General features: G+C 71.5%; 18 protein-coding genes. 5 read left to right on the plus strand and 13 right to left on the minus strand.

From position 1 onward, the window contains the following. The first annotated feature begins 43 nt into the window (after positions 1 to 43). The 5 genes from ACIP37_RS21630 to ACIP37_RS21650 all read left to right on the plus strand — a co-directional run bounded on the left by ACIP37_RS21630 (position 44) and on the right by ACIP37_RS21650 (position 6,094). On the plus strand, positions 44 to 1,120 hold the full coding sequence (locus ACIP37_RS21630) for a hypothetical protein (RefSeq protein WP_063347154.1): 1,077 nt from the start codon (positions 44 to 46) through the stop codon (positions 1,118 to 1,120). 8 nt (positions 1,121 to 1,128) lie between these two features. Beyond that, positions 1,129 to 2,760 carry a VWA domain-containing protein gene (locus tag ACIP37_RS21635; protein WP_400812002.1) on the plus strand — a complete coding sequence of 544 codons (1,632 nt, stop codon included), beginning with the start codon at positions 1,129 to 1,131 and terminating at the stop codon, positions 2,758 to 2,760. Further along, entirely contained in the window at positions 2,747 to 3,340 is a 594-nt protein-coding gene (locus ACIP37_RS21640) for a hypothetical protein (protein ID WP_400812000.1), read from the plus strand. Before ACIP37_RS21635 ends, ACIP37_RS21640 begins: the two co-directional genes overlap by 14 nt. A gap of 267 nt (positions 3,341 to 3,607) precedes the next feature. Next, the gene (locus ACIP37_RS21645; RefSeq protein ID WP_363588921.1) at positions 3,608 to 5,440 is read left to right on the plus strand and encodes a 5'-nucleotidase C-terminal domain-containing protein; all 1,833 of its coding nucleotides are present in this window, start codon (positions 3,608 to 3,610) and stop codon (positions 5,438 to 5,440) included. 84 nt (positions 5,441 to 5,524) lie between these two features. Next, positions 5,525 to 6,094 carry a Uma2 family endonuclease gene (locus ACIP37_RS21650; RefSeq protein WP_363633378.1) on the plus strand — a complete coding sequence of 190 codons (570 nt, stop codon included), beginning with the start codon at positions 5,525 to 5,527 and terminating at the stop codon, positions 6,092 to 6,094. 103 nt (positions 6,095 to 6,197) lie between these two features. Here ACIP37_RS21650 and ACIP37_RS21655 read toward each other — a convergent pair whose 3' ends face one another. The 13 genes from ACIP37_RS21655 to trpC all read right to left on the minus strand — a co-directional run bounded on the left by ACIP37_RS21655 (position 6,198) and on the right by trpC (position 22,855). Continuing rightward, entirely contained in the window at positions 6,198 to 7,655 is a 1,458-nt protein-coding gene (locus tag ACIP37_RS21655; protein ID WP_363582786.1) for an aldehyde dehydrogenase family protein, read from the minus strand. Positions 7,656 to 7,739: 84 nt separating this feature from the next. Continuing rightward, a complete protein-coding gene (locus ACIP37_RS21660; protein ID WP_363368552.1) occupies positions 7,740 to 8,606 on the minus strand; it encodes a helix-turn-helix transcriptional regulator in 867 nt (288 codons plus the stop codon). A 355-nt stretch (positions 8,607 to 8,961) separates the two neighbouring features. Continuing rightward, the gene (locus ACIP37_RS21665; protein WP_363582788.1) at positions 8,962 to 10,440 is read right to left on the minus strand and encodes a glutamate synthase subunit beta; all 1,479 of its coding nucleotides are present in this window, start codon (positions 10,438 to 10,440) and stop codon (positions 8,962 to 8,964) included. Beyond that, on the minus strand, positions 10,433 to 15,034 hold the full coding sequence (gene gltB, locus ACIP37_RS21670) for a glutamate synthase large subunit (RefSeq protein WP_400812013.1): 4,602 nt from the start codon (positions 15,032 to 15,034) through the stop codon (positions 10,433 to 10,435). Before gltB ends, ACIP37_RS21665 begins: the two co-directional genes overlap by 8 nt. A gap of 450 nt (positions 15,035 to 15,484) precedes the next feature. Further along, positions 15,485 to 16,207, minus strand: a complete 723-nt coding sequence (locus tag ACIP37_RS21675) for a VIT1/CCC1 transporter family protein (protein ID WP_363583022.1) — start codon at positions 16,205 to 16,207, stop codon at positions 15,485 to 15,487. Positions 16,208 to 16,367: 160 nt separating this feature from the next. Continuing rightward, positions 16,368 to 17,477, minus strand: a complete 1,110-nt coding sequence (gene lgt, locus ACIP37_RS21680; protein WP_400811996.1) for a prolipoprotein diacylglyceryl transferase — start codon at positions 17,475 to 17,477, stop codon at positions 16,368 to 16,370. Between the two features lie 143 nt (positions 17,478 to 17,620). Next, positions 17,621 to 18,484: a thioredoxin domain-containing protein gene (locus tag ACIP37_RS21685; protein ID WP_363582792.1), complete on the minus strand. Its 864-nt coding sequence runs from the start codon at positions 18,482 to 18,484 to the stop codon at positions 17,621 to 17,623. Between the two features lie 67 nt (positions 18,485 to 18,551). Beyond that, positions 18,552 to 19,070, minus strand: coding sequence for a MauE/DoxX family redox-associated membrane protein (locus ACIP37_RS21690; RefSeq protein WP_363582794.1), 519 nt, complete (start codon positions 19,068 to 19,070; stop codon positions 18,552 to 18,554). A 224-nt stretch (positions 19,071 to 19,294) separates the two neighbouring features. Further along, the gene (locus ACIP37_RS21695; protein ID WP_350885697.1) at positions 19,295 to 19,543 is read right to left on the minus strand and encodes a hypothetical protein; all 249 of its coding nucleotides are present in this window, start codon (positions 19,541 to 19,543) and stop codon (positions 19,295 to 19,297) included. Positions 19,544 to 19,758: 215 nt separating this feature from the next. Further along, entirely contained in the window at positions 19,759 to 20,568 is an 810-nt protein-coding gene (trpA, locus tag ACIP37_RS21700; protein WP_400811993.1) for a tryptophan synthase subunit alpha, read from the minus strand. Between the two features lie 2 nt (positions 20,569 to 20,570). Then, positions 20,571 to 21,842, minus strand: coding sequence for a tryptophan synthase subunit beta (gene trpB / locus ACIP37_RS21705; RefSeq protein ID WP_363582798.1), 1,272 nt, complete (start codon positions 21,840 to 21,842; stop codon positions 20,571 to 20,573). Positions 21,843 to 21,889: 47 nt separating this feature from the next. Further along, positions 21,890 to 22,039, minus strand: a complete 150-nt coding sequence (gene trpM / locus ACIP37_RS21710; RefSeq protein WP_167745855.1) for a tryptophan biosynthesis modulator TrpM — start codon at positions 22,037 to 22,039, stop codon at positions 21,890 to 21,892. A gap of 9 nt (positions 22,040 to 22,048) precedes the next feature. Beyond that, positions 22,049 to 22,855, minus strand: coding sequence for an indole-3-glycerol phosphate synthase TrpC (trpC, locus tag ACIP37_RS21715; protein ID WP_400811990.1), 807 nt, complete (start codon positions 22,853 to 22,855; stop codon positions 22,049 to 22,051). Between the last annotated feature and the right edge of the window lie 317 nt (positions 22,856 to 23,172).

Raw genomic sequence — 23,172 nt, forward strand, 5'->3', positions numbered from 1 at the left:
TGACCACCCGGACGACGTAGCGGACGAGGGGGAGGCGTTCGGCATGAGACGCACTCTGGGGGTGTTGGCGGCGTTGGCCCTGCTGGGCGGGGTGACGTACGCGCTGATCCCGCAGGACGACCCGGGCGGCGACATCGTCACCGTCTCCGGCCTGATCGGTTCGGAGAAGCGCGACTTCTTCCAGGATCCGCAGGTCGTCGCCGAGTTGGCCAAGCAGGGCATGAAGGTGAACGCGGAGAGCATCGGCTCCTGGCTGATGGACGGCGACGCGAAGGACTTCGCGTTCCCGGCCAGTCAGCCACCGGCCGACAAGCTGCGCGTGGACTGGAACATCAAGGAGGTCCCGGTCCAGCCGTTCTACTCGCCGCTGGTGATCCTCGCGCACCGCCCGGTGGCGGACGTCCTGATGGGCAACGGCCTGGCCACCCTGGACCATTCCACCGGGCTGTGGACGTTCCGGATGGACGCCTACCTGGCCGCGCTGAAGGCCGGCCGCACCTGGCCGGACCTCGCGGGCGCGACCGAGCACGCGGAGTTGAAGGGCCCGGTGTTCCTCACCACCACCGACCCTGAGACGTCCTCCTCGGGGGCGCTGCACATCGCCCTGCTGTCGTACCTGCTGAACAACCGCCAGGTGGTCTACGACCAGGCCGGGATCGACGCCACCAAGGACGTGCTGCGCACGGCGACGGCGATCCAGGGCGGCCAGAAGAGCAGCAGCGACGAGCCGTTCAAGGCCTTCCTGGCCGGGGTCGGCAATCCGCTGGTGCTCGCGTACGAGTCGCAGGCCGCCGCGATGGTGCTGAAGGGCGAGTCGACCGGCGACATGGTGGTGCTGTACCCGGACACCACCATCTACACCGACCACACCATCGTCGGCCGCACGCCGAACGGCCGGCGGCTGGCCGCCCAGCTGCACGACAACGCCGAACTTCGTCGGCTGGAGGCGAAGTTCGGCTTCCGCCCGCAGGACGACCCGGACGCCTTCGCCGCGCTGGTGAAGGGCAAGACCCCGGTCCTGGCGCCCAATCTCGCGGCGGCGAAGGTCAACCAGCCGCAGATTCCCGTGCCCGACATCCTGACCAGGCTGATCAAGGCCGCCAAGGGGAAGGCTCAGTGAACTCCCGGATGAATAAGCACAGTTGGCCGGTCGCCGCGCTGGCGACCCTGCTGGCGGCCGCCGCCTGCACCTCCACCCCGCCGGGCCCGAAGCCGTCCGACCCGCCGGCCACGACGGCGCAGCCGGGGGTGCTGCGGGTGCTGGCCGGCAGCGAGTTGCAGGACCTGGCGCCGATCCTGGAGGACGCCAGGAAGGCGACCGGGGTGACGGTGCAGTTCTCCTGGACGGGCTCGCTGGACGGCGCGGACGCGGTGTCCTCGGGCCGGGCGGACGGCAAGTACGACGCGGTGTGGTTCCCGTCCAACCAGTACCTGCGACTGGATGACGCGGGGAAGTCGAAGGTGCTGTCGGAGACGCCGGTGATGGTGTCGCCGGTGGCGGTGGGGGTGCGGTCCTCGGTCCTCAACGAGCTCGGCTGGGGGGACGGTTCGAAGGTCTCCTGGGCGCAGGTCGGGGATGCGGCGTCGGCCGGGAAGCTGGCGTACGGGATGGCGGACCCGTCCCGGTCGAACTCGGGCTTCTCGACGCTGGTGGCGGTGGCCTCGGCGTTCTCGGGTGCGGGGGCGGCGCTGACCGAGGGGGACGTGCAGAAGGCGGCGCCGCAGTTGAAGCAGTTCTTCACCGGCCAGAAGCTGACGTCGGGCTCCTCGGGCTGGCTGGCGCAGGCCTACACCCGGGCGGAGCCGGGCAAGGTCGGGGCGCTGGTGAACTACGAGTCGGTGCTGCTGTCGATGAACAAGTCGCTGGCGGCGGACCAGCAGTTGACGGTGATCCGCCCGGTGGACGGGGTGGTGTCGGCGGACTATCCGCTGTCGCTGCTGTCCTCGTCCGCGCAGCGGGAGCGGGACTCCTTCCAGCGGTTGACGGCGTACCTGTTGAAGGAGGACGTGCAGAAACGGATCTCCGAGGTGACGCTGCGCCGCCCGGTGGCGCCGGGGGTGTCGCCGGCGGCCGGGCTGCCGGCGGACCGGCGCCGGGAGCTGCCGTTCCCGGGGAGCCGGGCGGTGGCGGACGGGCTGCTGGCCTCGTACCAGAACGAGCTGCGGCGGCCGTCGCGGACGGTGTACGTGCTGGACACCTCGGGGTCGATGGAGGGTTCGCGGATCTCGGCGCTGAAGTCGGCGCTGGGCCGGTTGACGGGGGCGGACGACACCCGGGCGGTGCGCCGGTTCCGGGACCGCGAGGAGGTGACGCTGATCTCCTTCGCGTCGAAGGTGAAGTGGGCGAGGACGCACGCGGTGCCGGCCTCGGGGAGCAAGCCGGGCCCGGAGACGGAGCTGGCGTCGATCGACGCGGACGTGCAGTCGCTGGCGGCGTCGGGGGGTACGGCGCTGTACGACTCGCTGGAGGAGGCGTACCGGGTGATCGACCGGCAGCAGTCGGCGGCGGGGGACGACCGGTTCACGTCGATCGTGCTGATGACCGACGGGGAGAGCAACGAGGGGGCTTCGGACGGCGACTTCAAGCGGTTCCACGACGGGCTGCCGGCCGGGCAGAAGTCGATCCCGGTGTTCCCGATCAAGTTCGGGGAGGCGGCGGTGAGCCAGCTGCAGGGGATCGCGGACGTGAGCGGCGGCAAGCTGTTCGACGGGTCGGGTTCGCTGGACGGGGTGTTCGAGGAGATTCGTGGCTACCAGTGACGGGTTCGGCCGGCGGGTGCTGCGGTACCTGGAGTCGGCCCGGAACCTGGTCGGCTGCGGGGGCGGCGCGGTGGGACTGGGGCTGCACTTCGCCGGGCTGGGCGGGGCGTGGTGGCCGGCGGTGGTGGCGGGGCTGTACGGGGCGGGCGCGCTGCTGACGCCGGGCGCGCGGACGGACCCGCCCGTCGTGCCGCCCGTCGTCCTGCCCGTCGATCCGCTGGTGCCGCCGCTGCCGTCGGGGCCGTCGGGGCCGTCGACGGCTTCCACGTCGACGCCCAGGCCGGACCCGGAGCCCGCGCCGGAGCCCGCACCGCGACCCGATCCCGAGCTCGCCGCGCTGGCCGACTACCTGGCCACGGTGCCGCTGCCGGATTCGGCCGGTGTGGCGGGCCTGCTGGCGGCGCTGCGCTCGGCGGAGCCGGGGCCGGTGCCCGAGGAGATCGTGCGGCACCGGCTGCCGGTGGCGGTGGCCGGCTACCTGCGGGCGCTGACCTGGCGGCCGTGGGCGGGGCCGGCCGCCCCGGATCCGGAGGCGGAGCTCGGCCGCGAGGTGCGCCGACTGGTCGCGGACCTGAACTGAGCGTCCTGCCCCCGAGGGTCCTGCCCCCGAGGAAACCGGACAGGGCCCGGCCGGGTCCCCTTACCACCCCGCCCTCCGCGCACCCCCGTCACGAACGAGTCGCCAAGATCTCACCTGCTGGAAACGTCGGAGGGCTATCCACCGGCCGGGCCCGCACGGCACACTTCTACGCGCGTCCTTCTACGCGCGTCGATGCGCTTCGGCACGCCACCCGAACACCAGTTGACGGACCATCGGCCCGTCAGTCCCCACCCGGGAGAGTCGTCCATGCCCCTGAACCGCCGTGACTTCGTCACCCGGTCCGCCGCCACCGCAGCCGGCGCCGCCCTGACCGGCGGAGCAGTCGTCGCCGCCGCCCCCGCCGCCGTGGCCGCCGAGCCGGCTCCGGCGGCCGCCAAGGGCAAGCGCAAGGGCCGCAAGCAGGCCTTCACCGTCATGGGCACCACCGACCTGCACGGCCGGGTGCTCAACTGGGACTACTTCACCGACGCCGTGTACGCCGACAAGGCGCACAACGACGTCGGCCTCGCCAAGATCTCCACCCTGGCCAACCAGGTCCGCGAGGAGAAGGGCTGGGACCGCTGCCTGCTGATCGACTCCGGCGACATCATCCAGGGCACCCAGCTGACCTACTACTACGCCCGGATCGAGCCGATCGCCACCGACGGCGACAACGTGCCCGACCACCCCATGGCCGTCGCCATGAACCTCATGGGCTACGACGCCGCCGCGCTCGGCAACCACGAGTTCAACTACGGCATCCCCACCGTGAAGGCCTTCGAGGACCAGCTGGAGTTCCCGCTGCTGGGCGCCAACGCGCTGCACGCGAAGAACGAGAAGCCGGCCTTCAAGCCGTACGTGATCAAGGAGGTGTGGCTGGACGAGGACACCCCTCTGAAGGTCGGCATCCTCGGCCTCACCAACCCGGGCATCGCGATCTGGGACAAGGCCAACGTCACCGGCAAGATGGTCTTCCCGGGCATCGTCGAGACGGCCGCCAAGTACGTGCCCCGGATGAAGGCCGCGGGCGCGGACGTCATCGTCGTCTCCGCCCACTCCGGCATCGACGAGCCGACCACCTACGGCGACCAGCTGCCCTGGCCCGAGGACGCCTCCGGCGAGATGGCCGAGACCGTTCCGGGCATCGACGCGGTGCTGGTGGGCCACACCCACAAGGAGGTGGCGCAGCGGCTGATCGTCAACAAGAAGACCGGCAGGACCGTGGTGCTCTCCGAGCCGCTGTGCTGGGGCCAGCGCCTGAGCTGCTTCGACTTCGACGTCGAGTTCGCCGACGGCGCGTGGAAGGTCCTCTCGGTGTCCTCGCGGGTGCTGAACTCCAACACCGTGCCGGAGAACCCGGAGATCGTGGACGCGCTGACCGAGCAGCACAAGAAGGTCGTGGCGTACGTCAACCAGCAGATCGGCACCTGCAAGACGGATCTGTCGATCGCCGAGGCGCGGTTCCGGGCGACCCCGATCATCGACCTGATCGGCCGGGTGCAGGCGGACGCGGTGAAGGCGGCGCTGGCGGGCGGGCAGTACGCCAACCTGCCGGTGCTGGCGCAGGCGGCGCCGTTCAACCGGACGGCGCTGATCCCGGCGGGCCAGGTGAAGCTGCGCGACGCGGCGGGTCTGTACATCTACGAGAACACGCTGGAGGCACGCGTCCTGACGGGCGCGCAGCTGAAGGACTACCTGGAGTTCTCGGCCAAGTACTACAACCAGCTGGCCCCGGGCGCGCCGGTCGACAAGGACGCGCTGACCGGCGCGGAGACCACGCCGGACTACAACTACGACTCGCTGTACGGGCTGAGCTACGACATCGACATCGCGCAGCCGAAGGGGCAGCGGATCGTCAACCTGTCGTTCCAGGGCAAGCCGATCGACCCGGCCGCGCAGTTCGTCCTGGCGGTCAACAACTACCGTGCCAACGGCGGCGGCAACTTCCCGCACGTGGCGCAGGCCAAGCTGGTCTGGTCGAACTCGGACGAGATCCGCAACACGATGATCGCCTGGGTGAAGGCCAAGGGCGTCATCGACCCGGCAGACTTCTTCACCGACTCCTGGCGCCTGGTGCGCGCCGGCCAGCCGGTGTTCTGAGCACCTCATCCGAAGGCCGTCGGCGCGGGACGAACCGTCCCGCGCCGACGGCCTTCGTGCTGTTCGCAGTGGAAGAATGGGGCCATGAGCGAGTTCCAGATCCCAGAGCGCCACGCGCGGCTGCTGGCCTACGCGCAGAGCCTGACGCCTCCGGCCGGGTGGAAGATCGAGATCTCCGGCGACGAGATCATCATGATGGCCGGCCCATCGGTGATCCACCAGCGCAACCTGCTGCTCATCCGCGAGCAGTTCGACGCGCGCCGCCCGTCCGACCTGATGCCGAGCGAGAACACCGATCTGGCGTCGCCGAACGTGGGCAAGCTGCGCAACCCCGACCTGACCTACATCCCGATCTCGGTCGTCGAACTGGGCGGCAACGAGGTGCCGGCCGAGGAGGCGGCGATCGCGGTGGAGATCGTCTCGCCGTCGAACCCGGAGAACGACCTGGTCGGCAAGGTGCGCGACTACCCGCAGATGCGGATCCCGCTGTACCTGCTGATCGATCCGCGCAAGGGCGACATCACCCTCTACTCCGAGCCCTCCGACGGCGCCTACCGCCAACGCTGGACCGGCAGCTTCGGCGACCGGGTGCCGATCCCCGCCCCCTTCGGCTTCGAGCTCGCCACCGACGGTCTCATCCGTTACCCGGCCTGACCGATCAGGTCGCCCGGCGGCTGCCGCCGGGCGACCCGCACCGCCCGAGGCGGCACCGTCAGAACAGAAACACCCGGAACAGAAACGCCCGGAACGGCACCGCTCAGAACGGGAAGGCGGTGCGCCCGTGCTGGACGGAGATCCACTTCACGGTGGTGAACGCGTCCACCGTGGACTCCCCGTTGAGCCGCCCGATGCCGGAGTTCTTCTCCCCGCCGAACGGCACCGCCGGCTCGTCGGCGATGGTCCCGCCGTTGACGTGGATCATGCCGGTCTCGATCCGGTGCGCGACCCGGACGCCGCGCTCGACGTCGCCGGTGTGCACCGCGCCGCTGAGCCCGAAGGGGCTGTCGTTGGCGAGCCGGACGGCCTCGTCCTCGCCGTCGAAGGGCACCACGAGGACGACCGGGCCGAAGAGTTCGCGTTGGAGGATCGGCGCGTCCTCGGCCAGCCCGGTGAGGACGACGGGCTCCATCAGGCTGCCGACCGTGGTGCCGCGCAGCAGTGCGGTGGCGCCGGCGGCGATGGCCTGGTCGACCTGGGCGGTGATGGTGTCGGCCTGGACGGGGTTGATCAGCGGGCCGATCTGGGTGGCCGGGTCCTTGGGGTCGCCGACGGTGAGCGAGGAGACCTTCGCGACGAACTTGGCGGTGAACTCGGCCTCGACGGAGCGGTCGACGAGGATGCGGTTGGCGGCCATGCAGACCTGGCCCTGGTGGGCGAAGCGGCTGAACACGGCGGCGTCCACGGCGTAGTCGAGGTCGGCGTCGTCGAGCACGATCAGCGCGCTGTTGCCGCCGAGTTCGAGCACGGTGCGCTTGAAGTTGGCGGCGGCGACGGTGGCGACGTGCCGGCCGATCCGGTCGGAGCCGGTGAAGGCGATGACCTTGGGCACCGGGTGCTCGATGAAGGCGTCGCCGATCTCGGCGATGTCGGTGACCACGACGTTGAACAGCCCGGCCGGCAGGCCCGCCTCCTCGAAGAGCCGGGCGATCAGGGTGCCGCCGACGATCGGGGTCTCCTGGTGCGGCTTGAGCACCACGCCGTTGCCGAGTGCGAGGGCGGGGGCGACGGCCTTGATCGAGAGGTACAGCGGGAAGTTGAACGGGCTGATCACGCCGACGACGCCGACCGGCAGCCGGTAGAGGCGGTTCTCCTGGCCCTGCGTGATCGAGGGCAGCAGCCGGCCCTCCAGGCCCAGGGACACCCGCAGGCAGTCCCGCAGCATGTCCTTGACCAGGGAGAGCTCGAAGGCGGCCTTGAGCGCGGTGCCGCCGAGCTCGGCCATGATGGCGCGGGTGATCTCCTCCTCGCGTTCCTCGATCAGGCGCAGCACGCGTTCGAAGACGAGCCGGCGGGCGTAGGGGGTGGTGGCGGCCCACTGCTTCTGGGCCCGCTCGGCGGCCCGGTAGGCCCGGTCGACCTCGGCGATGGTGGCGACGGTGATGGTGGCGAGCTTGTCGCCGGTGTAGGGGTCGACGTCGACGATGTCCCAGGAGCCGCTGCCGCTGCACCATTCGCCGTCGATGTACTGCAGCGCCAACTCGGAGAAGTACGACATCTGATCCCTCTCGTGCCGGTTCGGGGAACGTCGGCGGGCGAGCCGCTACGGCCCGGTCTGATTGGGCATCATCGTACTGACGTCTCAGAGCTCTTGGCGTACGGAGTACAGGAGCTGCCGGGTCTGTTCGGGGTCGAGGCTGTCGGCGAGCAGCCCTTCCATGGCGTGGCGGTACTCGGCGACCTCGGCCGGCTTGTCGAGGTAGAGCGCGGTGGTGAACTGTTCGACGTAGACGACGTCGGCGAGTTCGGGTTCGGCGAAGCCGAGCACGGTGAAGGCGCCGCTCTCGGCGCTCAGTCCGGCGCAGCCCAGCGGCAGCACCCGGAGCCGGACGTTGGGCAGTTCGCCGAGTTCCAGCAGCCGGTCGATCTGGTTGCGCATCAGCTCGGGGCCGCCCCAGGGGCGGCGCAGCGCGGCCTCGTCGAGGATCGCGAGCAGGCGGGGGCCGCTCTCGGCGGTGAGCAGGGCCTGGCGTTTGAGCCGGACCTCGACGCGGCGTTCGATCTCGCCGGGGTCGGTGACGTGGCCGCCGGCGGCGATGACGGCGCGGGCGTAGTCGGCGGTCTGGAGCAGCCCGTGGACGAACTGGACCTCGTAGCTGCGGATCTCGGCGACGGCTTCTTCCAGGCCGACGTAGTTCTGGAACCAGGCGGGCAGCACGTCGCCGTACTCGTGCCACCAGGAGGTGGCGTTGGCGTCCCGGACGAGTCCGAGGACGGTGGCGCGCTCCTGCTCGGCCTCGACGCCGTACAGGGTGAGCAGGTCGGCGACGTCGCGTTCCTTGAAGCCGACCCGGCCGAGTTCCATCCGGCTGATCTTGGACTCGGAGGCGCGGATCGAGTAGCCGGCCTCCTCGCGACTGACGCCCCTGGCCTCGCGGAGCTTGCGCAGCTGGGTGCCGAGCAGCAGTCGCCGTACCGTGGCGCCTCCGCTTGTCTGAGTCGTGCTCATCGCGTCAACCTCCGCACTCGCGCAGCAGCCCCCCGGCCGTCGGCGGCAGTCTGCCACCTGGTACCGACGAACAACAGTCCGTCCGGTCAGGCCCTCCCACGCGGCGTCCGGAACGGGCCTACGGTAGACCCAAGTCCTGGGAAATGTCTGAGAGTTGACACGGCCCTTGACGGGCCTGCCATCTTCGGGGTAAGGCGGCGGACCGCCCGGGGGAACGCGACGGCGCCCGCCCTCCAACTGGTCGGGGAAGAGGGCAGGCGCCAGGAGACCGCGTTGGCCCGGCGACGCTGGCGGGGGCAGCGGGTTGAGCTCCCGGCGATGCGGCACCGGGGGTTCAGGGGGGCCGGTCGGCCCGTCAGACGACCAGCGGGCGGTCGGTGGGACGGATCGGGGCCGGCAGTGGGGTCTTGCCGCCGAGGTACTTGTCCACCGCGGCTGCGGCCGAGCGGCCTTCCGCGATGGCCCAGACGATCAGCGACTGACCGCGGCCGGCGTCTCCGCAGACGTACACGCCATCGACATTGGTGGCGAACCGGCCGTCGCGGCCAATGTTACCGCGCGCGTCCAGGTCCACGCCGAGCTGCTCGACCAGGCCGTTGCGGACGTCGGTGCCGGTGAAGCCCATGGCCAGGGTGACGAGCTGCGCCGGGATGGCCCGCTCGGTGCCGGGGACGGGCTCGAAGCGGCCGTCCTTGAACTCGACCTCGACGAGGTGCAGCTCCTGGACGTTGCCGACCGTCTGTCCCTCTTCGGGGGCGGAGCCGGTGAAGTGGGTGGTGTTCACGGAGTAGATCCGCTCGCCGCCCTCCTCGTGCGCGGAGGTGACCTTGTAGGTCATCGGCATGGTCGGCCAGGGCTGGTGGCCGGGGCGCTCCTCGGAGGGCCGCGGCATGATCTCCAGCTGGGTGACGGAGGCCGCGCCCTGGCGGTGGGCGGTGCCGACGCAGTCGGCGCCGGTGTCGCCGCCGCCGATGACGACGACGTGCTTGCCCTTGGCGCTGATCGGCGACTCGACGAAGTCGCCCTCCTGCACCTTGTTGGCCAGCGGCAGGTACTCCATGGCCTGGTGGACGCCCTTGAGCTCGCGCCCGGGCACCGCCAGGTCGCGCGCGGTGGTGGCGCCGGCGGCGACGACGACGGCGTCGAAGCGCTCGCGCAGCTGCTGGCCGGTGATGTCCTCGCCGACGTGCACGCCGGTGCGGAAGCGGGTGCCCTCCGCGCGCATCTGCTCGACGCGGCGGTTGATGTGGCGCTTCTCCATCTTGAACTCGGGGATGCCGTAGCGCAGCAGGCCGCCGACGCGGTCGGCGCGCTCGTACACGACGACGGTGTGCCCGGCCCGGGTGAGCTGCTGGGCGACGGCCAGGCCGGCCGGGCCGGAGCCGACGACGGCGACGGTCTTGCCGGACAGCCGCTCCGGGACCTGCGGCGTGACGCCGCCGCGGTCCCAGGCCTTGTCGATGATGGTGACCTCGACGTTCTTGATGGTCACCGCGTCCTGGTTGATGCCGAGCACGCAGGCCGACTCGCAGGGCGCCGGGCAGAGGCGGCCGGTGAACTCCGGGAAGTTGTTGGTCGCGTGCAGCCGCTCGATCGCGCCGACGAAGTCGTCCCGGTAGGCGAGGTCGTTCCACTCGGGGATGAGGTTCCCGAGCGGGCAGCCGTTGTGGCAGAACGGGATGCCGCAGTCCATGCAGCGGCCGGCCTGCTCGGTGATGATCGGCAGGAGGCTGCGCTCGACGTAGACCTCGTTCCAGTCCCGCAGGCGCACGTCGACGGGGCGCCGCTCGGCCAGCTGCTTGGGCGTGGTCAGGAAGCCCTTGGGGTCAGCCATTAGCCGCCTCCATCATCTTGCGAGTGGTCTCGGCCTCGGAGAGGCCATCGCGCTCAGCGGCGTCCTTGGCGGCGAGCACTGCCTTGTAGTCGGTCGGCATGATCGTGGAGAAGCGGGAGACCCCGCTGCCCCAGTCGGCCAGGAGTTCGGCGGCGACGGTGGAGCCGGTCTCCTCGTAGTGCTGCTGCACGGTCTCGCGCAGCCAGTCGCGGTCGGCGGCGGAGGGGGCCTCGATGCCCACCAGGCCGTCGTTGACGTTCGCGGGACGCAGGTCCAGGACGTAGGCGATGCCGCCGGACATGCCGGCCGCCAGGTTGCGCCCGGTCTCGCCGAGGATGACGACCCGGCCGCCGGTCATGTACTCCAGGCCGTGGTCGCCCACGCCCTCGACGACCAGGGTGGCGCCGGAGTTGCGGACGGCGAAGCGCTCGCCGGCCTTGCCGCGCAGGTGGATCCGGCCGGAGGTGGCGCCGTAGCCGATGGTGTTGCCGGCGATGACGTGGTTCTGCGCGTCGTTGCCGATGGCCGCGGCGTCGCGGGCCGGGCGGACGATCACGACACCGCCGGAGAGGCCCTTGCCGACGTAGTCGTTGGCGTCGCCCTCCAGCCGCAGGGTCACGCCGCGCGGCACGAAGGCGCCGAAGGACTGCCCGGCGGAGCCGGTGAAGGTGACGTCGATGGTGCCCTCGGGCAGGCCCTCGCCGCGGTAGCGCTTGGTCACCTCGTGGCCGAGCATGGTGCCGACGGTGCGGTTGACGTTGCGGATCGGCAGCTGGATGCGGACGGTCTCGCCGCGCTCCAGGGCGTCCTCGGCGAGCGTGATCAGCTGGTTGTCCAGGGCCTTGTCGAGCGCGTGGTCCTGGGAGGTGGTGCGGTGGCGGGCCGCGCCCTCGGGCAGCTGCGGGACGTGGAAGAGCGGGGCCAGGTCGAGCCCGGCGGCCTTCCAGTGGTCGACGGCGGCGGCGGCGTTGATGTGCTCGGCGTGGCCGACGGCCTCCTCGATCGTGCGGAAGCCCAGCTCGGCGAGGATCTCCCGAACCTCCTCGGCGATGAACTCGAAGAAGTTGACCACGAACTCGGGCTTGCCGGAGAAGCGCTCGCGCAGCACCGGGTTCTGGGTGGCGACGCCGACCGGGCAGGTGTCCAGGTGGCAGACGCGCATCATGATGCAGCCGGAGACGACCAGCGGCGCGGTGGCGAAGCCGAACTCCTCGGCGCCGAGCAGCGCGGCGATGACGACGTCGCGGCCGGTCTTGAGCTGGCCGTCGGTCTGCACGACGATGCGGTCGCGCAGGCCGTTGAGCAGCAGGGTCTGCTGGGTCTCGGCGAGGCCGAGCTCCCAGGGGCCGCCCGCGTGCTTCAGCGAGGTCAGCGGGGAGGCGCCGGTACCGCCGTCGTGCCCGGAGACCAGCACCACGTCGGCGTGCGCCTTGGAGACGCCCGCGGCGACCGTGCCGACGCCGACCTCGGACACCAGCTTCACGTGGATGCGGGCGGCCGGGTTGGCGTTCTTGAGGTCGTGGATGAGCTGCGCCAGGTCCTCGATCGAGTAGATGTCGTGGTGCGGCGGCGGCGAGATCAGGCCGACACCCGGGGTGGAGTGCCGGGTCTTGGCGACCCACGGGTAGACCTTGTGGCCGGGCAGCTGGCCGCCCTCGCCGGGCTTGGCGCCCTGGGCCATCTTGATCTGGATGTCGTCGGCGTTGACCAGGTACTCGGAGGTGACGCCGAAGCGGCCGGAGGCGACCTGCTTGATGGCCGAGCGGCGCTGCGGGTCGTACAGGCGGTCCGGGTCCTCGCCGCCCTCGCCGGTGTTGGACTTGCCGCCGAGGCGGTTCATCGCGATGGCGAGGGTCTCGTGCGCCTCCAGGGAGATGGAGCCGTACGACATGGCGCCGGTGGAGAAGCGCTTGACGATCTCGGAGACCGGCTCGACCTCCTCGACCGGGATCGGGGTCCGGCCGAGGGCGTCCAGCTGGAACAGGCCGCGCAGCGTCATCAGGCGGGTGGACTGCTCGTTCACCCGGTCCGTGTACTGCTTGAAGATGTCGTACCGGCGGTTGCGGGTGGAGTGCTGGAGCCGGAAGACGGTGTCCGGGTCGAACAGGTGCGGTTCGCCCTCGCGGCGCCACTGGTACTCGCCGCCGATCTCCAGCGCGCGGTGCGCGGCCGGGATGCCGGAGGCCGGGTAGGCCTTGGCGTGGCGGGCGGCGGTCTCCTTGGCGAGCTCCTCCAGGCCGATGCCGCCGAGCTTGGTGGTGGTGCCGGCGAAGTAGCCGTCGACCAGCTCCTGGGAGAGGCCGATGGCCTCGAAGACCTGGGCGCCGCGGTAGGAGGCGACGGTCGAGATGCCCATCTTGGACATGACCTTGAGCACGCCCTTGCCGAGCGCCTTGATCAGGTTCTTGATGGCCTTCTCGGGCTCGACGCCCTGGATGAACACCTTCTGGGCGACGAGGTCCTCGACGGACTCCATGGCCAGGTACGGGTTGACGGCGCCGGCGCCGTAGCCGATCAGCAGCGCGACGTGGTGCACCTCGCGGACGTCGCCGGCCTCGACCAGCAGCGACACCTGGGTGCGCTGCTTGGTGCGGATGAGGTGGTGGTGGATCGCGGAGGTGAGCAGCAGCGAGGGGATCGGGGCGTGCTCGGCGTCGGAGTGCCGGTCGGAGAGCACGACGATCCGGGCGCCGTCGGCGATCGCGGCGTCGGCCTCGGCGGCGATCTCGGCCAGCCGGGCGGCCAGGCCCTGGCCGCCGGCGGCGACCTTGTAGAGGCCGGAGAGCGTGACGGCCTTGAGGCCGGGCTGGTCGCCGTCGTGGTTGATGTGGACGAGCTTGGCCAGCTCGTCGTTGTCGATCACCGGGAAGGTGATGCCGACCGAGCGGCAGGCGGCGGCCTCGGCGGCCAGCAGGTTGCCCTCGGGGCCGAGGTTGCTGAGCAGCGAGGTGACGAGCTCCTCGCGGATGGCGTCCAGCGGCGGGTTGGTGACCTGCGCGAAGAGCTGGACGAAGTAGTCGAAGAGCAGGCGCGGCTTCTCGCTGAGCGCGGCGATCGGCGAGTCGGTGCCCATCGAGCCGAGCGCCTCGCCGCCGGTCTTGGCCATCGGCGCGAGGATGACCCGCAGCTCCTCCTCGGTGTAGCCGAAGGTCTGCTGGCGGCGGGTGACCGAGGCGTGGGTGTGGAAGATGTGCTCGCGCTCGGGCAGCTTGGCGAGCTGGATCTGCCCGGCGGCGACCCACTCCGCGTAGGGGTGCTCGGCGGCGAGGGAGGACTTGATCTCCTCGTCCCCGACGATGCGGCCCTCGGCGGTGTCGACGAGGAACATCCGGCCGGGCTGGAGGCGGCCCTTCTTGGCGACCTTCTCCTGGTCGATGTCGAGCACGCCGACCTCGGAGGAGAGGACGACGAGGCCGTCCTCGGTGATCCAGTAGCGGGCCGGGCGCAGGCCGTTGCGGTCGAGCACGGCGCCGATCTGGGTGCCGTCGGTGAAGGTGACGCAGGCCGGGCCGTCCCAGGGCTCCATCAGGTTGGAGTGGTACTGGTAGAAGGCGCGGCGGGCCGGGTCCATGGTGGCGTGGTTCTCCCACGCCTCCGGGATCATCATCAGCACCGAGTGCGGCAGCGAGCGGCCGCCGAGGTGGAGCAGCTCCAGGACCTCGTCGAAGGAGGCGGAGTCGGAGTGCTCCGGGGTGCAGACCGGGAAGATCCGCTCCAGGCCCCGGCCGTTGCGGTCGGCGGGGATGAGGTCGGTGGCGAGCTGGGACTCGCGGGCGCTCATCCAGTTGCGGTTGCCCTTGACCGTGTTGATCTCGCCGTTGTGGGCGACGAAGCGGTACGGGTGGGCGAGCGGCCAGCTCGGGAAGGTGTTGGTGGAGAAGCGCGAGTGCACCAGGCCGACGGCGGAGGCGTAGGAGCGGTCCGACAGGTCGGGGAAGAAGGGCTCCAGCTGGCCGGTGGTCAGCATGCCCTTGTAGACGATGGTGCGCGCGGACAGCGACGGGAAGTAGACCCCGACCTCGCGCTCGGAGCGCTTGCGGACGACGAAGGCGGTCCGGTCGAGCTCGATCCCGGCCAGGCCCTCCTTGGCGAGGAAGAGCTGCCGGAAGCGCGGCATGACGCCGCGGGCGGTGGCGCCGAGCAGGTCCGGGGTGACGGGGACGTCGCGCCAGCCGAGGACGGTGAGGTCCTCCTCGGCCGCGATGGCCTCGATCCGGGCGACGGCGTCCGCGTCGGCGGCGTCCTCGTCGGGCAGGAAGGCGATGCCGACCGCGTAGGAGCCGGCGGCGGGGAGCTCGAAGTCGACCTTGCCGCGCAGGAAGGCGTCCGGGATCTGGGTGAGGATGCCGGCGCCGTCACCGGAGTCCGGCTCGGCGCCGGTGGCGCCGCGGTGCTCCAGGTTGCGCAGGACGGTCAGCGCCTGTTCGACGATGGTGTGGTCGGCGATGCCGGTCAGCGTGGCGACGAAACCGACGCCGCAGGCGTCGTGCTCGTTTCGCGGGTCGTACAGGCCCTGAGCGGTAGGTCGCGCATCCGGAACGAGCGCGTACGGCTGGCGGGCTGCGCCGGCCTGGGGCTCGTTGGCGGAGTGCATGGATGCAGGCAGCATCGGCTCTCCCGTCGTCGTCTTTCGGCTGTGTGGTGCAAGGAGGGACGACGTTGGCCCTGATGCGATTTCGTGCAAGTTACATGATGCCCAAGATCCCGGGAAGTGGAATATCTCGTCCACATGGCGGACTGATCCGCAGGTCAAGGGGGGAATGAGAGGACGCGCCACAATGCGCGTCCCCTCGATTGTGCCCGGCGGTCGGCCGCCTGAAACAGGGGCGAAACCCGATCGCCACACGGGACGATCAAGGACGCCTGTGAATCGATCCCGAGGGATCACCCACGGATGCGAATCCTCGGCCCCGAGGCCCGAATGGTGAGACTAGGCCAGGCACCACCCGGCAGCCGTGTGCGGAACGTCACGCACTTCCCGGCATAGTCATGCACTCCTCCGGGTCGTCACACACGCCGACCGACGGCCCAGGCGCCCCGGTGCCTAGCCGACGTGCCCGCCGATCAGCCACCCCAGCAGGTACGTCACCCCGGCCGCCGCCCCGCCCAGCACCAGCTGCCGCAGCCCGCTGAACCACCAGCTGCGCGCCGTCACCCGCGCCACCACCGCGCCGCACAGGAACAGCCCCACCACCGACAGCAGCAGCGCCGGCACCAGCGAGGTCGCCCCCAGCAGGTACGGCAGCAGCGGCAGCAGCGCGCCCACCGCGAAGCAGACGAAGGACGACCCGGCGGCCACCCACGGTGACGGCAGGTCGTTCGGGTCGATGCCCAGCTCCTCCCGGGCGTGGATCTCCAGGGCCTGGTCCGGATTGGCGGACAGCTGCCGGGCCACCTCGTGGGCGAGGTCCGGCTCCACCCCGCGGGCGATGTACAGCTGCGCCAGCTCGGCCAGCTCGCCGTGCGGGTTGCGGCTCAGCTCCAGCCGCTCGGCCTCGATCTCGGCCTGCACCAGCTCGGCCTGCGAGGCCACCGAGGTGTACTCCCCCGCCGCCATCGAGCAGGCGCCGGCCGCCAGCCCGGCGAGCCCGGTCAGCACCACCGTGCCGCTGGACACCGAGCCGCCGACCACACCGGTCATCAGCGCGAAGTTGGAGACCAGGCCGTCCATCGCCCCGAACACGGCGGGCCGCAGCCAGCCTCCGTTCACGTCCCGGTGGTGCCCGGCAGCGGGTATGCGGGGGTGGTGCCCGGCCTCGGGCTCCAGGGTGGTCGCGCTCACGGCAGTTCCCCTCCGTTCGATTCGTCTGCCCCGACCGTAGACCGTCTGACCTGCGCATTTCCAGCAAAGTAAGGCTGTCCGAACAGCGCTTCGGCCGCCCTGCGCGAGCATCGCGCGGGCGGCCGAAGCGGGGGTAACTCCCAGGTCAGGTCAGGTTCTTGGCACTGTTGTCGGCGCTCTCGACGGCTTCGGAGGCTGCCTCCGCGTCCGCCTTTTCGTCCGCGGACTGAGACAGTTCGGCGGTCTCACCGGCCCCGGCGACCTTCTCGGACGGCGCGGGCTTCCCGGCGGCTTTCTCCGCCGAAGCCGCCTTGCCGGCCTTCTCGGCCCTGCCCGACTTCTCGGACACCGCGGCCTTGCCGGACACCGCGGCCTTCTCGGACGCCGCCGCCTTGTCGGACGGGCCCTGCGCCTCGCCCTCCTCGTCGGCCAGCGGGTCGATGCTCGCCGGGTCCTCCCGGCCGGGCCGCTTCTTGCCGACGACCACCAGGTAGACCACGGCTCCGATGAACACCACGATCGACGTCCAGTCGTTCAGCCGCAGGCCGAAGTAGACGTGCGCCTCGTCGATCCGCAGCCACTCGGTCCAGAACCGGCCCACCGTGTACGCGGCCACGTACAGCGCGAAGGCCCGGCCGTGCCCCAGCTTGAAGCGGCGGTCGGCCCAGATGACCAGCAGCGCGACCCCGACGCACCAGATCGACTCGTACAGGAAGGTCGGGTGGTAGACGCCCTTGACGACCTCGCCGCCCGGCAGCGTCTTGTCGATCTCCAGGCCCCACGGCAGCGTGGTCGGCCGGCCGTACAGCTCCTGGTTGAAGTAGTTGCCCCAGCGGCCCATCGCCTGCGCGAGCGCGATGCCCGGCGCGATGGCGTCCGCGTACGCGGGCAGCGGCACGCCCCGGCGGCGGCAGCCGATCCAGGCCCCGACCGCGCCGAGCGCGACGGCGCCCCAGATGCCGAGGCCGCCCTCCCAGATCTTGAAGGCGTTCCAGGGGTTCTTGCCGGCCCCGAAGTACAGCTGGTGGTCGGTGATCACGTGGTACAGCCGGCCGCCGACCAGGCCGAAGGGCACGGCCCAGACGGCGATGTCGCCGACCGTGTGCTTGGCACCGCCCCGGGCGACCCAGCGCTTGCTGCCGAGCCAGACGGCCACGACGACACCGAGGATGATGCAGAAGGCGTAGGCGCGCAGCGGGACCGGTCCGAGGTACAGGACGCCCCGCGACGGGCTGGGAATGTAGGCGATATCCATGGCGGTTCCGACGCTACAGGGTCTGCGGCCCCTGCTGGGCACCCCCGGGGTCACAGATACCGAACAACGGGCACCGGGAACGGCGCCGCCGCCCCCTCCGGACGGGGAGGAGACGGCGGCGGTCACCCGGCGGTGTGCGGGGCTCAGCCCGCGGTCGGCGACGGGTTGTTGGCCTCCGAGGCGGTGCTGGTGGGCGCCGGGGTCTGCCCGTTGGAGCCCGCGGTGCCCAGCTGCTTGCCCTGGTTGGCGGCGTCGACCCACTTCACCAGGTTCGCCGGGGTGATCTCCTCGGCGCCGTTCTTGGGGTAGATCGGCTGGCCGTTGAGCAGCACGGTCGGGGTGGACTTGTAGCTGGACTTGTCGAAGTCCTGCTGCACGGACGACACCCATCCGCCGTACTTGTTGTCGTTGACGCAGGCCTGGAAGGCGGGCGTGTCGAGACCGTTGACCTGCTTGGCGAGGTTGATCAGGACGGCCTTGTCGCCGAAGGCGTCGCTGGTCTCGTCCGGCTGGTTGCGGTACAGCACGTCGTGGAAGTCCCGGAAGTGCCCGGCGTCCTGGGCGCAGGCCAGCGCGTTGGCGCCGGCCTTGGAGCCCTTGCCCGGGACGGCCCGGTCGATGAACGACACGATGTGGTAGTTGGTGTAGATCTTGCCGGCGTCTTCCAGCTGGTCGACGGTCGAGGAGAACTCGCGCTCGAAGATCCCGCAGGCCGGGCAGCGCGGGTCCTCGTAGACGGTGAGGACGGCCGGGGCGTTGGCCGAGCCGGCCGGGATGACCAGGTTCTTGTCGCCGATCGTCCCGGCGGGGGCGGCGACCGGGGTCTCCGGCTTGGAGCGCTGGTTCTGCACCACGACGCCGGTGACCACGGCGGCGGCGATCACCACGAGCACCGCGCCGCCCACCAACAGCTTCTTCCTGCGCCTGGACGTGGCCTCGTCGGCCGCCCGCTGCTCCAGCATCCGCTCGCGGGCGGTGCGCTTGCCTTCTCGGTTCTTCTCGCTCATTGCCTTGACATCCACAATCGGGGAGGGCCTTCGTGGGGTGGGGTGGGGGTGCGGCGGGGCCAGCCGGTCAGCTCGCCAGCCAGCCGTCCGCCGAGAACCTGGTGCGGGGCCGCCACAGCAGCCACCCGGCCAGCAGGAGGAACCCGGTGTCGCGCAGGATCTCCTGGAGGTACTCGGTCTGCGAGGCGTCGACGTGCCCGCCGCCGCCGAAGCAGCCGCAGTCGATCGAGATGCCGCGCGCCCAGGCGGTGGCGATCCCGGCGATGAAGGTGAGCAGCAGCAGCGCGGAGACGCCGGCGACGATCCGGACGCCGAGGCCGATCACCAGCAGCAGGGCGAGCGCCAGCTCCAGGAAGGGCAGGGCGTAGCCGACCGGCTTGACCAGGCCCTCGGGCAGGATCTCGTAGGCGCGGACGGCCTGGGCGGCCTCCGCCGGGTCGGCGATCTTGGCCAGGCCGGCCCAGCCCCAGACCACCGCGAGGCCGAGCCGGACGACGGTGCCCAGCCACGGACTCCAGGCCTGCACCGGCCGCCGGGCGGGCGGCGCGGGCGCCGTGTCACCGGGCTGCGCTGCCGGGCCGGCCATCAGGGAACCCCCCTCGGGAAACTCGTTCACTTCCTGATGAACCGTAAGGGATGAAGGGCGGTTCCTCCATATTCAGGAATTAAGCCGGATGGGTGACGTCTGGTGATGGTGTGTCCGAATCCGGCGAACGTCCGTTCAGGGGCGGGTGCCCGGGCGGGTGACCGGGTGGGAGGCCGGGCGGGAGGCCGGGCGGGCGCCCCTGGTCGATCAGGTCGGCGCGGCCCTCAGGAGCGGCAGCCGGGCGGGCGGCCGGGGTCGAACAGGTCGGCGCGGCCCTCGTGGTGCGGGTGGGCTGCCCGCTCGGCGGCGTCCCAGCGGGCCGCCTCGGCGCAGGCGTACGCGTCCCGCACGGCCCGCTCGGCACCGCGCTTGGCCAGCGCCTGCCCCACCTCGGTGTGCGCTCCGACGGCGGCGCCGAGCGCCAGCGCGGCGGCGGCCGCCCGCAGCAGAACGGCCCGATGGAGACCCGGCACCGGCTCACTCCTTCGCTCGCTCGGCAACCCCCGTGCACCTCGTTCGTGCACTCGTCCCTCCACTCAACGCCGGTCAACCCCGCCTGATGCGTGTGCCCGTAGCTGTTCACCCGTTCGGGGCCGCGCGAGCGCCGCCGCCCGGCGAGCCGGGCGCACACAAGCGCGACGGCCCGCCGCCCCCGGAGGGAGCGACGGGCCGTCAGGTGGTACGAGGGTCAGCGCCGACGGACGCCCGCCGCCAGCTCGCCGGCCAGGGCGCGCACCGCGTCCAGCGCGGCCGCCTCGTCGTCGCCGGCCTCCAGGATCCGCTTCACGAACGCGGAGCCCACGATCACGCCGTCGGCGAAGCCCGCCACCTCGGCGGCCTGCTCGGGGGTGGAGACGCCGAGGCCGACGCAGACCGGCAGGCCGGTGGTGGCCCGGGTGCGGGCGACCAGGTCCTCGGCAAGCGAACCGACCTGGGCGCGGGTCCCGGTCACGCCCATCACGGCGGCCGCGTAGACGAAGCCGCTGCCGGCCGCGGTGACCTCGGCCAGGCGCGGGTCCTTGCTGCTGGGGGCGACCACGAACACGGTGTCCAGCCCGTGCTCGTCCGCCGCCTTGCGCCACTCCTCGGACTCCTCCACCGGCAGGTCCGGCAGGATGCAGCCGGCGCCGCCCGCGGCCGCGAGGTCGGCGGCGAAGCGCGCGGTGCCGTAGCGGTCGACCGGGTTCCAGTACGTCATCACCAGCACCGCCGCCTCGGGGTGCGCGGTGGCGACCTCCTGGACGGTGCGCAGCACGTCCTTGATCCGCACGCCGCCGCGCAGCGCGATGTCGTCGGCGGTCTGGATGACGGCGCCGTCCAGGACCGGGTCGGAGTGCGGCAGGCCGACCTCGACGATGTCGCAGCCGCCCTCGATCAGCGCGTTGATCGCCCGGATGCCGCCGTCGACGGTCGGGAAGCCGCCCGGCAGGTAGCCGATCAGCGCGGCGCGGTCCTCGGCCTTGGCTGCCGCCAGGATGCCACTGAGCTTCGATGCCATGGTCACTTACCCCCGTGGGCCGCGTCGTGGGCCGAACCGCCGGCCGGCTCGTCGTACAGGCCGAAGTACTCGGCCGCGGTGTGCATGTCCTTGTCGCCGCGCCCGGAGAGCGAGACCAGGATGGTGGCCTCGGGCCCGAGCTCGCGGCCCAGCTCCAGGGCGCCGGCCAGCGCGTGGGCGCTCTCGATGGCCGGGATGATGCCCTCGGTGCGGGACAGCAGCCGCAGCGCCTGCATGGCGGCGTCGTCGGTGACGGGGCGGTACTCGGCCCGTCCGGTGTCCTTCAGCCAGGCGTGCTCCGGGCCGACGCCCGGGTAGTCGAGGCCGGCGGAGATGGAGTGCGACTCGATGGTCTGGCCGTCCTCGTCCTGGAGGACGTAGGTGCGCGAGCCGTGCAGCACGCCGGGGTCGCCCTTGGTGAGGGTGGCGGCGTGCTTGGGAGTGTCGGCGCCCTCGCCGGCGGCCTCGCAGCCGATCAGGCGCACGCCGGCGTCGGGGATGAACTCGTGGAAGATGCCCATCGCGTTGGAGCCGCCGCCGACGCAGGCGACGACGGCGTCGGGCAGCCGCCCGGTGCGGTCGAGCACCTGCTGGCGGGCCTCGACGCCGATGACCCGGTGGAAGTCGCGGACCATCATCGGGAAGGGGTGCGGGCCGGCCACGGTGCCGAACAGGTAGTGGGTGGAGTCCACGTTGGCGACCCAGTCGCGGAACGCCTCGTTGATGGCGTCCTTGAGGGTGCGGCTGCCGGAGGTGACGGACACCACCTCGGCGCCGAGCATCCGCATCCGGGCGACGTTCAGCGCCTGGCGCTGGGTGTCGACCTCGCCCATGTAGATGGTGCAGTCGAAGCCGAACAGGGCGCAGGCGGTGGCGGTGGCCACGCCGTGCTGGCCGGCGCCGGTCTCGGCGATGATCCGGGTCTTGCCCATCCGCCGGGTGAGCAGGGCCTGGCCCAGCACGTTGTTGATCTTGTGCGAGCCGGTGTGGTTGAGGTCCTCGCGCTTGAGCAGGACGCGCGCGCCGCCCGCCTCGGCGGAGAAGCGGTGCACGTCGGTCAGCGGGCTCGGGCGGCCGGTGTAGTCCTTGAGCAGGCCGTCGAGTTCGGCGGCGAAGGCCGGGTCGGCCTTGGCCTTCTCGTACTCCTCGGCGACCTGCTCGACGGCGGCGACCAGCGCCTCGGGGATGAAGCGGCCGCCGTAGGCACCGAAGTAGCCTCGGGCGTCCGGCACCTGGGCGCCGGGCAGGTAGTCCTTCGCGGACTTTTCGGACATGGTGGAGTCCTTTGGGAGATGACGACAGGGACGTCTCGTGGCTGGGCTCAGCCGGATGTCCGTCGCCATCGGCGGCCCGGCACCTGCCCGGGCTCGCAGCCGATCACGTAGCGCACCCGCCGCCCCAGCACCCGGCGTGCGGGCGCGCGGCAGCCGCGCGGGCGGCAACCGGGGGCGAGGCGGGTGGCGATCTTCATGTCGGCGGGTCAGTCCTTGTGCCGGACGGCGGGGTGGGCGCCGGCCGCGACCAGGTCGGCGACCGCGGCGCGCGGGTCCTTGCCGGTCACCAGGGACTCGCCGACCAGGACGGCGTCGGCGCCCAGGTTGGCGTAGGAGATCACGTCCAGCGGGCCGCGCACGCCGGACTCGGCGATCTTGACGACGTTGTCCGGGATGGCGTGGACGACGTTGCCGAAGGTGTTGCGGTCCACCTCGAGGGTCTTGAGGTTGCGGGCGTTGACGCCGATGATCCGCGCCCCGGCGTCCACCGCGCGCTTGATCTCCTCCTCGTCGTGCACCTCGACCAGCGGGGTGAGGCCGATCGACTCGGCCCGCTCGATCAGCGACACCAGGGCCGACTGGTCGAGGGCGGCGACGATCAGCAGCGCGAGGTCGGCGCCGTGCGCGCGGGCCTCCCACAACTGGTAGGCGGTGACGATGAAGTCCTTGCGCAGCAGCGGGGTGTCCACCGCCGCGCGGACGGCGTCCAGGTCGGCCAGCGAGCCGCCGAAACGGCGCTGCTCGGTGAGCACGCTGATCGCGGCGGCGCCGCCGGCCGCGTAGTCGCCCGCCAGGGCGGCCGGGTCGGCGATCGCGGCCAGCGCGCCCTTGGACGGGCTGGAGCGCTTCACCTCGCAGATCACCCGGACCCCGTCGCCCTTGAGCGCGGCGACGCCGTCCTTGGCCTCGGGGGCCTTGGCGGCGAGTTCCTTCAGCTGGTCCAGGGAGACCCGGGCCTGTCGTTCGGCGAGGTCCTCGCGGACCCCCTCGATGATCGTGTCGAGCACACTCATGCGCACACCTCGCTTCGCTCAGCAGGCGCTGCGCGCAACACGCACCTGTCAATGGTTCGCTCGCTCACGCGAAGTGCCCCCAACATTTCTGTTCGTTCGCCGGCGACGAGCCGTCCGGGCGGTGGCCCGGCGGCACTTCGATGGTATCGGCACCCGGGGGCGCGGGGCGCATCCGCCCGGTGTGCGTCTCGCGTGCCGGACGCCCCCCTGGGCAGCTCCCAACTGCGGTTTCACCGGTTCTCCGGCGGCGCCCGAACGCGCGGTGCGGACCAAGTGGACCGATGTACGGACCCCGGTGTGGACCGGTGCGCGAGCCT

The organism is Kitasatospora sp. NPDC088861, assembly GCF_044750105.1.
Taxonomy (GTDB): Bacteria; Actinomycetota; Actinomycetes; order Streptomycetales; family Streptomycetaceae; genus Kitasatospora.

Coding starts and splice junctions, on each gene's coding strand:
- ACIP37_RS21630 (WP_063347154.1), top strand. CDS start 44: ATGAGACGCACTCTGGGGGTGTTGGCGGCGTTGGCCCTGCTGGGCGGG.
- ACIP37_RS21635 (WP_400812002.1), top strand. CDS start 1,129: ATGAATAAGCACAGTTGGCCGGTCGCCGCGCTGGCGACCCTGCTGGCG.
- ACIP37_RS21645 (WP_363588921.1), top strand. CDS start 3,608: ATGCCCCTGAACCGCCGTGACTTCGTCACCCGGTCCGCCGCCACCGCA.
- ACIP37_RS21650 (WP_363633378.1), top strand. CDS start 5,525: ATGAGCGAGTTCCAGATCCCAGAGCGCCACGCGCGGCTGCTGGCCTAC.
- ACIP37_RS21655 (WP_363582786.1), bottom strand. CDS start 7,655: ATGTCGTACTTCTCCGAGTTGGCGCTGCAGTACATCGACGGCGAATGG.
- ACIP37_RS21660 (WP_363368552.1), bottom strand. CDS start 8,606: ATGAGCACGACTCAGACAAGCGGAGGCGCCACGGTACGGCGACTGCTG.
- ACIP37_RS21665 (WP_363582788.1), bottom strand. CDS start 10,440: ATGGCTGACCCCAAGGGCTTCCTGACCACGCCCAAGCAGCTGGCCGAG.
- gltB (WP_400812013.1), bottom strand. CDS start 15,034: ATGCACTCCGCCAACGAGCCCCAGGCCGGCGCAGCCCGCCAGCCGTAC.
- lgt (WP_400811996.1), bottom strand. CDS start 17,477: ATGGATATCGCCTACATTCCCAGCCCGTCGCGGGGCGTCCTGTACCTC.
- ACIP37_RS21685 (WP_363582792.1), bottom strand. CDS start 18,484: ATGAGCGAGAAGAACCGAGAAGGCAAGCGCACCGCCCGCGAGCGGATG.
- ACIP37_RS21690 (WP_363582794.1), bottom strand. CDS start 19,070: ATGGCCGGCCCGGCAGCGCAGCCCGGTGACACGGCGCCCGCGCCGCCC.
- trpA (WP_400811993.1), bottom strand. CDS start 20,568: ATGGCATCGAAGCTCAGTGGCATCCTGGCGGCAGCCAAGGCCGAGGAC.
- trpB (WP_363582798.1), bottom strand. CDS start 21,842: ATGTCCGAAAAGTCCGCGAAGGACTACCTGCCCGGCGCCCAGGTGCCG.
- trpM (WP_167745855.1), bottom strand. CDS start 22,039: ATGAAGATCGCCACCCGCCTCGCCCCCGGTTGCCGCCCGCGCGGCTGC.
- trpC (WP_400811990.1), bottom strand. CDS start 22,855: ATGAGTGTGCTCGACACGATCATCGAGGGGGTCCGCGAGGACCTCGCC.